We start from the raw sequence: 12,213 nt of genomic DNA on the forward strand, positions 1-12,213 counted from the left end.
TGAGACTCAGAGGTTTCCCGGTGGAACGGCCGGGTAAGGAGGTCTCGATCACAGGGAACAACGAAGGCGCACGGAAGAGCGGTTGGTACTGCCAGGCCGACTTCGATCCATCGCAGCCCCACCTCCTCCGGCCGGTCCCCCGTGAGGGACTTCCTGCTGCCCTGAACAGCGGCCAAGACTATCAGCCGGCGCAAGTGTCAAGTCCGTACTTTGCTCGTTCGATACGGCTTCTATGCTCAACTCATGGTTGATGTTCTTGCTCTCGTCGAGGCCAGGCTGCGTACCGCCCTCGGCGAACCGGACGCGCGCGCCGCGGTGACCTTCCTCGGTACGGACCGCATCGAGGTGCTGCGCTTCGCCGACGGGGACATCGTCCGCTACGCCACCCTCGGCATGTCGGCCCAGCCCATGACCGACCCGGCCGCCGCCCTCGCCGACCCGGTCAAGGGCCCGCGCGCCGAGTTGGTCCTGTCCGTACGGGCCGGGCTCGCCGACACGGACAAGGTGCTGCGGCCGCTCGCCGTCCTCGCCTCCACCCCGCAGGTCGAGGGCGTGATCGTGGCCCCCGGCGCCTCGCTCGACATCGGGGAACCGCTGTGGCCCGGAGCGCCGTTCAGCTCGGTCCTGGTCGCGGAGCCGGGCGGCCTCGTCGAGGACCTGGAGCTCGACGACCCGATGGACCCGGTCCGCTTCCTGCCGCTGCTGCCGATGACGGCGAACGAGGCGGCGTGGAAGCGGGTGCGGGGCGCGCAGGAGCTGGAGGAGCGCTGGCTGGCGAACGGGACGGATCTGCGGGATCCGCTGCGGGGGTCCGTGCGGCTGGACTGAACGTTCCGCCGCGGCCGCACGATGCCGCGGCCCCGCGTCCGTCACCGGGGCGCCCCACACGCCGGACGGGTGATCGTCCTTGACGCGGCGCGGGACGGGGAGGACCGTGGGCATTTATGAGGGGCGAACCCAGTTGCCCGAAGTGCGGAGGCCGGGTCAGGGCGCCCGGTCTCTTTGCCGACTCCTGGCAGTGCGATGTGCACGGGACGGTGCATCCGCTGCAGCCGGTGGTCCCCCGAGCGTCGAGGCCCTCGGCGTCGTGGTGCACCGGTCGAAGGTGCCCGTCTGGATGCCGTGGCCGCTGCCGATCGGCTGGCTCTTCACCGGCGTGGCGTGCGCGGGCGACGACCGCAACGGCGGGCGCGCCACCGCGGTGGCCTGCTCCGGCCCGGCCCCGCTGGGCGGCATGGGTGAGCTGCTGCTCGTCGCGGAGGAGCTGGGCGTCGGCCTCGGGGCGCGGTACGCGGGCATCGACGGCCCCGACCCCGGCCCGTACATCAGCGTCGACCAGCCGCCGCACACCAAGGTCCTCGCGGCCGGGCGGCCCACCCCGCTGTGGCATGTGACCGGCACGCCCGACGACCGCGCGGTCTTCGCGGGCGAGGCGCGCGGCCTGTGGCTGTGGGCGATCGTCTGGCCCGAGCAGTCGGGCCTGCTGCTCTACGACGAGCTGGTCCTCACCGATCTGCGCGACGCGGGCGCCGAGGTCGAGCTGGTGCCGTGCGGGGCGCTGTCGCCGCGGATCCTGTCGTGACGCGCGCGTGGCAGGGCGCCCCGAGTGCGGTGACCGCCACAGCCGTTACGGGCGGGACAGGGGCTACGCGCAGTTATCCTTGATTGTCCCCCCTGCCGGTTCTACGCCTGGAGTCACGCGTGCGCATCGATCTGCACACCCACTCCACGGCCTCCGACGGTACGGACACCCCGGCCGAGCTGGTCCGCAACGCGGCCGCCGCCGGTCTCGACGTCATCGCGCTCACCGACCACGACACCACCCGGGGATACGCCGAGGCGACCGCCGTGCTCCCCGCGGGCCTGACCCTGGTGACCGGCGCCGAGCTCTCCTGTCGGGTCGACGGCATCGGGCTGCACATGCTGGCGTACCTCTTCGACCCCGAGGAGCCGGAGCTGGCGCGCGAGCGCGAGCTGGTCCGCGACGACCGGGTGCCGCGCGCCCGGGGCATGGTCGCCAAGCTCCAGGAGCTGGGCGTCCCCGTCACCTGGGAGCAGGTGGCGCGGATCGCGGGCGACGGCTCGGTCGGCCGCCCGCACGTCGCCGAGGCGATGGTCGAACTGGGTGTCGTCGGCTCGGTGTCGGACGCGTTCGTGCCCGAGTGGCTGGCGGACGGCGGACGTGCCTACGTCGGCAAGCACGAGCTCGACCCGTTCGACGCGATCCGGCTGGTCAAGGCCGCCGGCGGGGTCACCGTCTTCGCGCACCCGCTCGCCGTCAAGCGCGGCCGGGTCGTGCCCGAGACGGTCATAGCCGAGCTCGCCTCGGCCGGCCTCGACGGCATCGAGGTCGACCACACGGACCACGACGCGCCCACGCGCGCGAGGCTGCGCGCACTGGCCGGCGAGCTCGGGCTGCTCACCACCGGCTCCAGCGACTACCACGGCGACCGCAAGGCCGTGCGGCTCGGGGAGTGCACCACCGACCCCGAGATCTACGGTGAGATCACCCGCCGTGCGACGGGCGCGTTCCCCGTTCCGGGCGCGGGCGGAACCGACCGCTGAGCGCTCCGCGAGGAGTGCGGTTCGTTCGGCTGCGGGTTGTCTGTGGCTGGTCGCGCAGTCCCCGCGCCCCTTGGGGGCGCCGGTACCGCACCGGCCTTCCGTAAGTCCGCCGAGCCCGGGCCCTTTCGCTTGCCCTCCCCGGAGGACTCCGCCATGCGGGGTCCCCCTTTCCCCGTACACCCCTCTTCCTGCAAGGCACCACCGTGTTCGACGCTGCCGTCTTCGGCTCCCTGTTCCTCACCCTCTTCGTCATCATGGATCCCCCCGGGATCACGCCGATCTTCCTCGCGCTCACCTCCGGCCGCGCCGCCAAGGTGCAGCGCAAGATGGCGTGGCAGGCCGCGGCCGTGGCCCTCGGCGTGATCACCGTGTTCGGTCTGGTGGGCAACCAGATCCTGGCGTATCTGCACATCGACGTGCCCGCGCTGATGATCGCGGGCGGTCTGCTGCTCCTGCTCATCGCGCTCGACCTGCTCACCGGCAAGATGGAGGAGCCGAAGCAGACCAAGGACGTCAACGTGGCGCTGGTGCCGCTCGGCATGCCGCTGCTCGCCGGTCCCGGCGCGATCGTCCAGGTGATCCTCGCGGTCCAGAACCACGACACGTTCTCCGGCCAGGTCGCCGTGTGGAGCGCGATCCTGGCGATGCACATCGTGCTCTGGCTGGTCATGCGGTACTCGCTGCTGATCATCCGGGTGATCAAGGACGGCGGTGTGGTCCTGGTGACGCGGCTCGCGGGCATGATGCTCTCCGCGCTCGCGGTGCAGCAGATCATCAACGGCGTCACCCAGGTGATCCACGGCACCTGACGGCTGTCCGCCGCGTAACGGAAAGCGCCCCCGCACCGACGATTCGGTGCGGGGGCGCTTCGGCTTGCCGCGTAGAAGATCCTTACGCGTTACGAAGCCGGACTGTCGGCCGGGCGGATGTAGATGCGCTGGCCGATTGCGGCGGCCTGCTGCACGATCCGGTTGACGGAGGCGGCGTCCACGACGGTGCTGTCCACGGCGGAGCCGTCGACGTCGTTGAGGCGCATGATTTCGAAGCGCATGGCTTCTCCCTTCGTCTGATCCTCCTGAAGGAGAACTACTGGTGCGGGGGGCTCGGCTTCTCCAGCCTGCACCCTCACGGAGTCCGGACAGTTGCCCGCCCGTTACGACTGTTCAACGGGTTGCCCTTGGCAAACATTCCCTACGCTAAGGAAATTTTTTCACGGTCTAAATACTGGCAGGTAAGGCACCGGTTGTGTGGGATCGCTCACGCCACGGAGAATGGGGGGCAATGAGCGACGCAGGCGACATCCCAGGCATCCCCGACGGCCCCGGCGGCCCGGTCCACCCCACCGACGCGGGCGGCTCCGCGGCGTCCGGCATCGGCGCGCAGCTGGAGCGCACCAACCAGCTGCTGCGGCGGATGCTGGCCGAGGTGGCCAAGACGCCCTCGACCCACGCGATCTTCGTCGACGCGGGCTATGTGTACGCGGCGGCGGGCCTGCTGGTCGCCGGGACGGAGGACCGCCGGTCCTTCGACCTCGACGCCGAGGGGCTGATCGAGGCCTTCATCGACAAGGCGCGCACGATCTTCGCGGACAGCCGGCTGCTCCGGGTGTACTGGTACGACGGCGCGCGCCGTCGCATCCATACCTCCGAGCAGCAGTCGATCGCCGAGCTGCCGGACGTCAAGGTCCGCCTCGGCAACCTCAACGCCAACAACCAGCAGAAGGGCGTCGACTCGCTGATCCGCTCCGACCTGGAGTCCCTCGCCCGGCACCGCGCCATCAGCGACGCGGCGCTCATCGGCGGCGACGAGGACCTGGTCTCGGCGGTGGAGGCGGCGCAGGGGTACGGCGCCCGGGTCCATCTGTGGGGCATCGAGGCGGCGGAGGGGCGCAACCAGGCGGAGCCGCTGCTGTGGGAGGTCGACAGCCAGCGCACGTTCGACCTGGACTTCTGCAAGCCGTACGTGACGCGGCGGCCGGTGACGATGTACGAGGACAGCGGGCCCGCGCCGACGCGGGACGACGTCCGTTTCGTGGGCGCGCAGATCGCCGCGACGTGGCTGTCCTCGCGGGGCCGGGCGGCCCTGGCCCAGCTGCTGCCGGGTCACCCGTATCTGCCCGGCCCGGTCGACCAGGACCTCCTGGTGGAGGCGGAACGCCTGCTCCAGCGGTCGCTGCGGGGCCATGCGGATCTGCGGCGGGCGCTGCGGGATGGGTTCTGGCAGCACTTGCAGTCCCAGTACTGAGTGCGCCCCTTGTCGGCCCGGTGTTCGTCTGCGGGTGGGTGGGTGGCTGGTCGCGCAGTTCCCCGCGCCCCTGGGGGGTCGGCCGCAGCCGGAGAACCCAGCTTAGCCACAGGCTTTTAGGGGCGCGGGGAACTGCGCGAGTAACCGGCCACGGTCCGCAGACGAGCGAGGGGTTAGGGGCGCGGGGAACTGCGCGACCAGCCACCCGCGGCCCGCAGACAAACGACGGCCTCTTCAGGGGCGCGGGGAACCGCGCGCTCAGATCACCAACGGCCCGGAGACGAACTGCCGCCTCAGACCCCCGTCGCCCAGAACTCCGTCAGCGCCGCAGCCAACGCCTCGGCGTGCGAGACGTTGGGGGAGTGCCCCGCGCCCGCGATCACCGTGTGGCGCGCATCCGTGGAGCGGGCGAGCGCAGCCAGCTCCTCGACCGTCCACACCGTCTCCCCCGACCCGTACGCGACATGCAGCGGCACCGGCAGCGCCGCGATGTTCTCGGTCCGGTCCGGTTCCGTACGCAACTGCCGCCCGGCTGCGATGAGTTGGCCGGGCCGGGTGTTGAACCACCGCTGCCGCAGGAACGCGGCGATCTCCGGCGCGTCCGGCTCGTACGCCGGATCGCGGCTGTCCAGCCACCGCGTCACCGCCCACACCGCCGCCGGGGGCAGCACCGGCAGCGCGGCCCGCAGCAGCCGGATCTTGGCCCGCTGCTCCGGACCGACATGGCCCGGCCCCGACGACAGCAGCGTCAGCGAGCGGAACGAGCGGGGGGAGAGGCGGACGGCCGAGCGGGCCACCAGTCCGCCGAAGGAGTGGCCGACGAGGTGCACCGGCCCGTCGCCGAGCGCCGCCGTCTGCGCGATCACGTCCTCGGCGAGGGTGCGGGGCGTGTAGCCGCCCGCGCCGCGCGGCCCGGGGCTCTCGTGCTGGCCCCGCCCGTCGACCGCCACCGCCCGGTACCCGGCCCGGGCGAGCGGCTCCAGGAGCGCGAGGAAGTCCTCCTTGCTGCCGGTGAAGCCGGGCAGCAGCAGCGCGGTGCCGAGCGCCGGTCCGACGGGTTCCGCGTCGAGCACGGCGAACCGGCCGCGCGGTGTCACCAGCGCGTACGCGCGCGTGCCCGAAGGCAGGACCAGGGACCGGGGCTTGCTCATATGCCGAGCGTAACCGGGGTGCGCGGGGCCCGGAGCGGCGCCCCGGACGCACTTCGGCCCGGCACCCCCGTGGGGATGCCGGGCCGAAGGACGCGGTGTTGCTTACGCCTCGGGCGCCGCGACCTTGCGGGTGCGCGTGCGGCGGGGCTTGGGCTCGGCCTCGGTCGCCTCGGGGGCGGCCTCCGCCGTCTTCTTGGCGCGCGTACGACGCGGCTTGGGCTCGGCGGCGACCGACGCGTCGGGCTCGACGGCGACGGCCTTCTTGCGCGTACGCACCGGCTTCGTGGCCTCCGCCGCCTTCGCGGCGGCGATCTCCAGCGCGGCCGACTCCGGCGTCAGGAAGCCGACCTCGGCCTCCGCGGCCTTGCGGATGCGGCGGCGCGGCTTCGCGGGCGCCTCGACGACGGCCTCGACGACGGGAGCGGCGACCTTGCGGGCACGCGTGCGGCGGGGCTTCGGCTCGGCCTCGGCGACCGCGACGGGCTCGGCCGGGGCCGGGACGACGGGCGCCTCGGCGACGGCCGCGACGGCCTTGCGGGTCCGGGTGCGGCGCGGCTTGGGCTCCGCCTCCACCACGGTCTCCACCACGGCCTCGACGACCGGCGCGGCGACCGGCTCGGCCACGGCCACCGGAGCGGCGACGGCCTCGGCGACCGGGGCCGCCTCCACCGGGGCCACCCGCGTACGACGACGGCGGCGCGGGGTGCGCGGCTCCGTGTCCGCGGCAGCCGCATCGGCCGGCTCCGTGGCCACGGGCGCCGGAGCGTCCGCCTCGACCGTCGAGCCGCCACGGGTGCGGCGGCGCTGGCGCGGGGTGCGGGTGCGCTCGGGGCGCTCCTCGGTCACGACCGGCGCGGCGGACTTGCGGCCGCGGCCGCCCGTCTCGCCCAGGTCCTCGAGCTCCTCGGCCGCGAGACCGGCGCGGGTGCGCTCGCCGCGCGGCAGGACACCCTTCGTACCCGCCGGGATGTTCAGCTCCTCGAACAGGTGCGGGGACGTCGAGTACGTCTCGACCGGGTCGGGGAAGCCCAGGTCCAGCGCCTTGTTGATCAGCTGCCAGCGCGGGATGTCGTCCCAGTCCACCAGCGTGACCGCGATGCCCTTCTTGCCCGCGCGGCCGGTGCGGCCGATGCGGTGGAGGTAGGTCTTCTCCTCCTCCGGCGACTGGTAGTTGATGACGTGCGTCACGCCCTCGACGTCGATGCCGCGGGCGGCGACGTCGGTGCAGACCAGCACGTCGACCTTGCCGTTGCGGAAGGCGCGCAGCGCCTGCTCGCGGGCGCCCTGGCCGAGGTCGCCGTGGACCGCGCCGGAGGCGAAGCCGCGCTTGGCGAGCTGCTCGGCGATGTCGGCGGCCGTCCGCTTCGTACGGCAGAAGATCATCGCGAGTCCGCGGCCCTCGGCCTGCAGGATGCGCGCGACCATCTCCGGCTTGTCCATCGAGTGGGCGCGGAAGACGTGCTGCGTGGTGTTGGCCACGGTCGCACCCTCGTCGTCCGGCGAGGTGGCGCTGATGTGCGTGGGCTGCGACATGTAGCGACGGGCCAGGCCGATGACGGCGCCCGGCATGGTCGCCGAGAACAGCATGGTCTGGCGCTTCGCCGGAAGCATGTTGATGATCTTCTCGACGTCGGGCAGGAAGCCCAGGTCGAGCATCTCGTCGGCCTCGTCGAGGACGAGCGCGCGGACGTGGGAGAGGTCCAGCTTGCGCTGGCCCGCCAGGTCGAGCAGCCGGCCGGGGGTGCCGACGATGACGTCGACGCCCTTCTTGAGGGCCTCGACCTGCGGCTCGTACGCCCGGCCGCCGTAGATGGCGAGCACGCGGACGTTGCGGACCTTGCCGGCGGTGAGCAGGTCGTTGGTGACCTGGGTGCAGAGCTCGCGGGTGGGGACCACGACGAGCGCCTGCGGGGCGTCGGTGAGCTGCTCGGGCTTGGCCCGGCCCGCCTCGACGTCCGCGGGGACGGTGACGCGCTCCAGGAGCGGCAGACCGAAGCCGAGCGTCTTGCCGGTGCCGGTCTTGGCCTGGCCGATCACGTCGGAGCCGGAGAGCGCGACGGGGAGCGTCATCTCCTGGATGGGGAACGGGGACACGATGCCGACGGCTTCGAGGGCCTCGGCGGTCTCGGGAAGGATCCCGAGCTCTCGGAACGTAGTCAGGGTGCTGCCTCTTCTGTGAGACGCGGTACGGAGGCGAACGCGGCGGGTCGTACCGTGCCGGGGTACATCCGGCCGGTGTCGGGGATCGACCGGGCCGGGTGGCGCGGGACCACTGCCGTCGCTCAAGCGCTCGTGCCGCTGAGGGTCCCTCATCTGCGGTTACGCACTGTCACGTGCCGCACTGGAGGGCTGTCGGGTCGGAGCCGACCGGGCGACCGACCGGGCATCCTCATTCATCAAGCCGCCCGCCGAATACATGATCCTCGGCAGGCTCATTACCACTGTACCCCGGATTCGCGCATGTGTGTTGGGCGAATTCCCGGGAACCGGTCGCGCGCTCTGGCTGACCAGGCCCTTCCTCCCTGTCGCGAGCGGGCTATTGTGCGCTCCATGGAGACGCCTGACAACGCCCGCGCGGCCGGTACCGAAGCCGACGCGAACGCCGGAGAAGAGACCGTGGAACCCACCGGGATCGCCGCCCAGGACTGGGCGACGGCCTCCGCCGAGCCGCAGTACCGGGCTGCCGTAGTGGATCTGCTCGGCGCGCTCGCGTACGGCGAGCTGGCGGCCTTCGAGCGGCTCGCCGACGACGCCAAGCTGGCGCCCTCGCTCGCCGACAAGGCGGAGCTGGCGAAGATGGCCTCGGCCGAGTTCCACCACTTCGAGCGGCTGCGCGACCGCCTCGCGGAGATCGACGCGGAGCCGACCGCCGCCATGGAGCCGTTCGCCAAGGCGCTGGACGACTTCCACCACCAGACCGCCCCGTCGGACTGGCTGGAGGGCCTGGTCAAGGCGTACGTGGGCGACTCGATCGCCAGTGACTTCTACCGCGAGGTGGCGGCCCGGCTCGACTCGGACACGCGCGGCCTGGTGCTCGCGGTCCTCGACGACACCGGCCACGGCAACTTCGCGGTGGAGAAGGTGCGCGCCGCGATCGAGGCCGACCCGCGGGTGGGCGGCCGTCTCGCGCTGTGGGCCCGCCGGCTGATGGGCGAGGCGCTGTCGCAGGCCCAGCGCGTGGTCGCGGAGCGTGACGCGCTCTCGACGATGCTGGTCGGCGGGATGGCGGACGGCTTCGATCTGGCCGCCGTCGGCGAGATGTTCACCCGGATCACCAAGGCCCACACCAAGCGGATGGCCGCGCTGGGCCTGGCGGCCTAGGGCCTGTCGGGGTGTCGCCGCCTACGCCGCTGAGCGGCGCAGGCGGCCCGCCGGGCGCAGCAGCAGCGACAGGGCGACCACGGCGATGAACGTGGCGCCCACGACCGTCGTCACCGCGTGGCCCGGGCCGACCGCCGAGTGGGTCAGGAAGGCGCCGAACAGGGCGCCGACGGCGCCGACCGCGAAGACGGTCCGGCGCTCGGGCAGACGGTGCGGCAGACGGGTCGCGGCGGTCCAGGCGAGGGCGATTCCGAGCAGTACGGAGCCGAGCGCTTCCAGCAGCATCTGCGTCCCTCCCGCGGTGTGGCCAGGCGTATCAGGTCACCAGCCGTCCTACCCGACGCTCGCGGAGCGCAATCCTCCCCTCACCGTGTGGAGCACAGCCGGGGCACAGGCCGGGACCCGGCCCGGACACGGCGGAGCGGCCCGGCGGTCGATGACCGCCGGGCCGCTCCCTTGCCACGTGTGTGTCGGGCTACAGCTGGCCGAAGCCCACCCGGCGAACCGTCGGCTCGCCGATCTCCACGTACGCGATCTTGTCGGCCGGCACCAGGACCTTGCGGCCCTTGTCGTCCTGGAGGCTGAGCAGCTGCGCCTTGCCGGCGAGGGCGTCGGCGACGGCGCTCTCGACCTCTTCGGCGGACTGCCCGCTCTCCAGAACGATCTCCCGGGGCGCGTGCTGCACGCCGATCTTGACCTCCACGGCTATGTCCCTCCGACGGTCTGCGGTGCGCGGTCAGCCGCGCCGTACCCCGCACACATTAGCCCGGAGAGGGGACCCGGACGGGCGCGGCGCCGCACGCTACGAGCGAACACCCGCGCCCCGCAAGCGCTGTTCAGTGGCCCTCGGAGCCGTGCAGCGGGAAGCCCGCGATACCGCGCCAGGCCAGCGAGGTGAGCAGCTGCACCGCCTTCTCGCGGGGGATCGCCGACTCGCTGGAGAGCCAGTAGCGGGCGACCACCTGGGAGACCCCGCCGAGGCCGACGGCCAGCAGCATCGACTCGTCCTTGGACAGGCCGGTGTCCTCGGCGATCACGTCCGAGATGGCCTCGGCGCACTGGAGGCTGACCCGCTCGACGCGCTCGCGCACGGCGGGCTCGTTGGTCAGGTCGGACTCGAAGACGAGGCGGAAGGCGCCGCCCTCGTCCTCCACGTACGCGAAGTAGGCGTCCATGGTGGCGGCGACGCGCAGCTTGTTGTCGCTGGTGGAGGCGAGCGCCGTGCGCACCGCCAGGAGCAGCGCCTCGCAGTGCTGGTCGAGCAGGGCCAGGTACAGCTCCAGCTTCCCGGGGAAGTGCTGGTAGAGGACCGGCTTGGAGACGCCGGCCCGCTCCGCGATGTCGTCCATCGCGGCCGAGTGGTACCCCTGTGCGACGAAGACTTCCTGGGCCGCGCCCAGAAGCTGATTGCGGCGGGCCCGGCGGGGCAGGCGCGTGCCTCGCGGGCGCGCTGCCTCGGTCTGCTCGATGGCTGTCACGCCGCCTCCCAAAAATTGATCTCGTGCGCGATGGACGCGCGCCGCCATCGTACTTTTGGGTAACCCGGCTGTGCGCGGCGCGCACGCAGAATTTCACGGACCGGACGCGCTGGGTAGCTGGAGATACACCGGCTTATCCGAACAAATCAGCGGTAGTCGTCCTCGTCGAGGGAGACGACCCGGGTCTGTTCGAAGGCGTCGGCCTCGTCCGCGGCGTCCGGGTGGACGCGGCTGAGCGGCTCGTCGCGCTCCTGCCGTACGTCCGTGTGCTGTTCGGCGGCGTCCGCCTCGGGAGTCTCCTGGGCGAGCTCCACGGCGTCGTCTTCTTCCTGGAAGGCTTCGGGATCAGTGGGGTCGAGGGGCATGATTGCTCCCTTTTGGAGGGCTTGGTTACGAGCCTATGGGCTAGGTCTGCGCACCGCTATGCGATCTGTGACGGCGAACACATGAACCACGGTGTGATCGTCTCGTAACATTGCCGCATGTCTTCGACCGACCTGCCGGAAACCCTTGCCGCCGCTGCCGCCCCGGTTCCCCGGGTGGGCGCGGTCCGGGTGGCGGACGGTGAAGAGCTGCGCTCGGTGAGTCTGCCCGGCCTGACGCTGAACATCCGCGCCCGTCCGGGCAGAAGATCCGGTCTCGACCCCGCCCTGTTCGTGCACGGGCTCGGCGGCTCGTCGCAGAACTGGTCCGCGCTGATGCCGCTGCTCGACGACAGGCTGGACTGCGAGGCCGTGGACCTGCCCGGCTTCGGGGACTCCGCGCCGCCGGACGACGGCAACTACTCGGTCACCGGCCACGCGCGCGCGGTGATCCGGCTGCTCGACTCGGCCGGGCGCGGGCCCGTCCACCTCTTCGGGAACTCGCTGGGCGGCGCCGTCGCCACCCGGGTCGCCGCGGTCCGCCCGGACCTGGTGCGCACCCTCACCCTGGTCTCGCCCGCGCTCCCCGAGCTGCGCGCCCAGCGCACCGCCTGGCCGACCGCCCTGCTCGCGGTGCCGGGCGTGGCCTCGCTGTTCACGCGGATGACCAGGGACTGGACGGCCGAGGACCGCACCCGCGGCGTGATGGCCCTCTGTTACGGCGACCCGGGCAAGGTGAGCCCCGAGGCCTTCCGGGCTGCGGTCGAGGAGATGGAGCGGCGGCTGCGGCTGCCGTACTTCTGGGACGCGATGACCCGCTCGGCGCGGGGCGTCGTCGACGCCTACACCCTGGGCGGGCAGCACGGGCTGTGGCGGCAGGCCGAGCGGGTGCTCGCCCCGACGCTGCTGGTCTACGGCGGCCGGGACCAGCTGGTCGGCTTCCGGATGGCACGCAGAGCGGCCGCGGCCTTCCGCGGGTCGAGACTGCTGACCCTGCCCGACGCCGGGCACGTGGCGATGATGGAGTACCCGGAGGTGGTCGCGCAGGCCTTCCGGGACCTGGTCGACGACTGCGGAAACAGGAGCTGATCC

At 72.3% G+C, this 12,213-nt stretch carries 13 protein-coding genes and 1 pseudogene; 7 read left to right on the top strand and 7 right to left on the bottom strand.

The window, feature by feature from the left end:
- The first annotated feature begins 243 nt into the window (after nt 1-243).
- The 4 genes and pseudogenes from BX283_RS26185 to BX283_RS26200 all read left to right on the top strand — a co-directional run bounded on the left by BX283_RS26185 (nt 244) and on the right by BX283_RS26200 (nt 3,374).
- Nucleotides 244-828: a suppressor of fused domain protein gene (locus tag BX283_RS26185; protein WP_101389939.1), complete on the top strand. Its 585-nt coding sequence runs from the start codon at nt 244-246 to the stop codon at nt 826-828.
- 116 nt (nt 829-944) lie between these two features.
- Nucleotides 945-1,582 (top strand): annotated as a pseudogene (locus tag BX283_RS26190) (DUF6758 family protein).
- Nucleotides 1,583-1,701: 119 nt separating this feature from the next.
- The gene (locus BX283_RS26195) at nt 1,702-2,565 is read left to right on the top strand and encodes a PHP domain-containing protein (RefSeq protein WP_101389941.1); all 864 of its coding nucleotides are present in this window, start codon (nt 1,702-1,704) and stop codon (nt 2,563-2,565) included.
- A gap of 203 nt (nt 2,566-2,768) precedes the next feature.
- Nucleotides 2,769-3,374: a MarC family protein gene (locus tag BX283_RS26200; protein ID WP_101389942.1), complete on the top strand. Its 606-nt coding sequence runs from the start codon at nt 2,769-2,771 to the stop codon at nt 3,372-3,374.
- Nucleotides 3,375-3,463: 89 nt separating this feature from the next.
- Here BX283_RS26200 and BX283_RS40745 read toward each other — a convergent pair whose 3' ends face one another.
- Nucleotides 3,464-3,616, bottom strand: a complete 153-nt coding sequence (locus tag BX283_RS40745; RefSeq protein WP_180357254.1) for a hypothetical protein — start codon at nt 3,614-3,616, stop codon at nt 3,464-3,466.
- 362 nt (nt 3,617-3,978) lie between these two features.
- Between BX283_RS40745 and BX283_RS26205 the strand changes: the two genes are divergently transcribed.
- Nucleotides 3,979-4,809: an NYN domain-containing protein gene (locus BX283_RS26205; RefSeq protein ID WP_257584379.1), complete on the top strand. Its 831-nt coding sequence runs from the start codon at nt 3,979-3,981 to the stop codon at nt 4,807-4,809.
- 293 nt (nt 4,810-5,102) lie between these two features.
- Here BX283_RS26205 and BX283_RS26210 read toward each other — a convergent pair whose 3' ends face one another.
- Both BX283_RS26210 and BX283_RS26215 read right to left on the bottom strand, forming a co-directional pair.
- A complete protein-coding gene (locus BX283_RS26210) occupies nt 5,103-5,960 on the bottom strand; it encodes an alpha/beta fold hydrolase (protein ID WP_101389943.1) in 858 nt (285 codons plus the stop codon).
- Between the two features lie 102 nt (nt 5,961-6,062).
- Entirely contained in the window at nt 6,063-8,054 is a 1,992-nt protein-coding gene (locus tag BX283_RS26215; RefSeq protein WP_306822823.1) for a DEAD/DEAH box helicase, read from the bottom strand.
- Between the two features lie 456 nt (nt 8,055-8,510).
- Here BX283_RS26215 and BX283_RS26220 point away from each other — a divergent pair, with 456 nt between their 5' ends.
- Nucleotides 8,511-9,281 (top strand): ferritin-like fold-containing protein, encoded by a 771-nt coding sequence (locus BX283_RS26220; protein WP_373979293.1) that lies wholly within the window; start codon nt 8,511-8,513, stop codon nt 9,279-9,281.
- Between the two features lie 21 nt (nt 9,282-9,302).
- On the opposite strand, the gene BX283_RS26225 is transcribed toward BX283_RS26220, so the two are convergent.
- From BX283_RS26225 to BX283_RS26240, 4 genes are all read right to left on the bottom strand, one after another.
- Entirely contained in the window at nt 9,303-9,566 is a 264-nt protein-coding gene (locus tag BX283_RS26225; protein ID WP_101389946.1) for a hypothetical protein, read from the bottom strand.
- A gap of 190 nt (nt 9,567-9,756) precedes the next feature.
- Nucleotides 9,757-9,984, bottom strand: a complete 228-nt coding sequence (locus BX283_RS26230; RefSeq protein WP_101389947.1) for a DUF3107 domain-containing protein — start codon at nt 9,982-9,984, stop codon at nt 9,757-9,759.
- Between the two features lie 133 nt (nt 9,985-10,117).
- Nucleotides 10,118-10,759, bottom strand: coding sequence for a TetR/AcrR family transcriptional regulator (locus tag BX283_RS26235; RefSeq protein ID WP_101389948.1), 642 nt, complete (start codon nt 10,757-10,759; stop codon nt 10,118-10,120).
- Nucleotides 10,760-10,905: 146 nt separating this feature from the next.
- Complete coding sequence (locus BX283_RS26240; RefSeq protein WP_101389949.1) at nt 10,906-11,124, bottom strand: hypothetical protein; 219 nt, start codon at nt 11,122-11,124, stop codon at nt 10,906-10,908.
- A gap of 117 nt (nt 11,125-11,241) precedes the next feature.
- Here BX283_RS26240 and BX283_RS26245 point away from each other — a divergent pair, with 117 nt between their 5' ends.
- On the top strand, nt 11,242-12,210 hold the full coding sequence (locus tag BX283_RS26245; RefSeq protein ID WP_101389950.1) for an alpha/beta fold hydrolase: 969 nt from the start codon (nt 11,242-11,244) through the stop codon (nt 12,208-12,210).
- Nucleotides 12,211-12,213 lie beyond the last annotated feature (3 nt).

The organism is Streptomyces sp. TLI_146, assembly GCF_002846415.1.
Classification (GTDB): domain Bacteria; phylum Actinomycetota; class Actinomycetes; order Streptomycetales; family Streptomycetaceae; genus Streptomyces.